Source organism: Bifidobacterium sp. UTCIF-38 (assembly GCF_006454495.1).
Classification (GTDB): Bacteria; Actinomycetota; Actinomycetes; order Actinomycetales; family Bifidobacteriaceae; genus Bifidobacterium; species Bifidobacterium callitrichos.
Genome location: NZ_JFAL01000045.1, coordinates 1 through 689 on the forward strand (window position 1 = coordinate 1; position 689 = coordinate 689).

Below are 689 nucleotides of genomic sequence, written 5' to 3' on the forward strand. Positions count from 1 at the left end.
AATCCCCAGGGATTTCGCATATCCAAAGCACACGCACAATCACCGTCTTTCATAACTTTTCCGTATATTCGACAAGCGGCGCGTGAGGTAGAGTCGTCATAAGCTGCTGATGGGGGTCTCCATGCATTACTTCACGCCGAAACGTTGCGCCACGTCGAACAAGATCATGTATCACGACAAGACTCAGGCCCAGTATGCCGCTGATCAGAGCCTCATCGAGAGAGGTGCCGAACTATGGGTATACCGATGCGAGTTCTGCGGCACCTGGCACCTCACCCATCGCGATCCGAGCACCAGCTATGCCCACACTCCCCTGAACCAGCAGCTCAAGCCACGCAGCCGCAAGAAGGGATACAAGCCGCGCAGACGCTGATGATGCGGTGGTTGGTGTGTAATCTGAATTCGTATGGATCCGTCGACGGGGATGGATCGTGGAGCGCGACACGCTCGTGGAAATTATTTCTGATGCCGGTGATTGCGTTTCCGGCCTCTACACTGGTTGTAGACGTGATTTTGCACCCTTTTGCGACACGCCGGGCGAAGCGTGTGTTTCCAAGGGCTTAGGCGATGGTTGAGGACTTCGGTTTGCGTTGATCTGGCAAGTGGTGTAAGTTATTCATTCGCTGCCGCTGAGCGGTTGGTTTCCTTTCTTCTTCAAGTTCAAGGTTTCCTGCTGGTTCAGTGTGCTT

Annotated in this window: 1 protein-coding gene; it reads left to right on the top strand. The window is 53.8% G+C overall.

Going from position 1 to position 689, the window contains the following annotated elements:
- Positions 1 to 121: 121 nt before the first annotated feature.
- Positions 122 to 373, top strand: coding sequence for a hypothetical protein (locus tag BW11_RS11425; protein ID WP_043167968.1), 252 nt, complete (start codon positions 122 to 124; stop codon positions 371 to 373).
- Positions 374 to 689 lie beyond the last annotated feature (316 nt).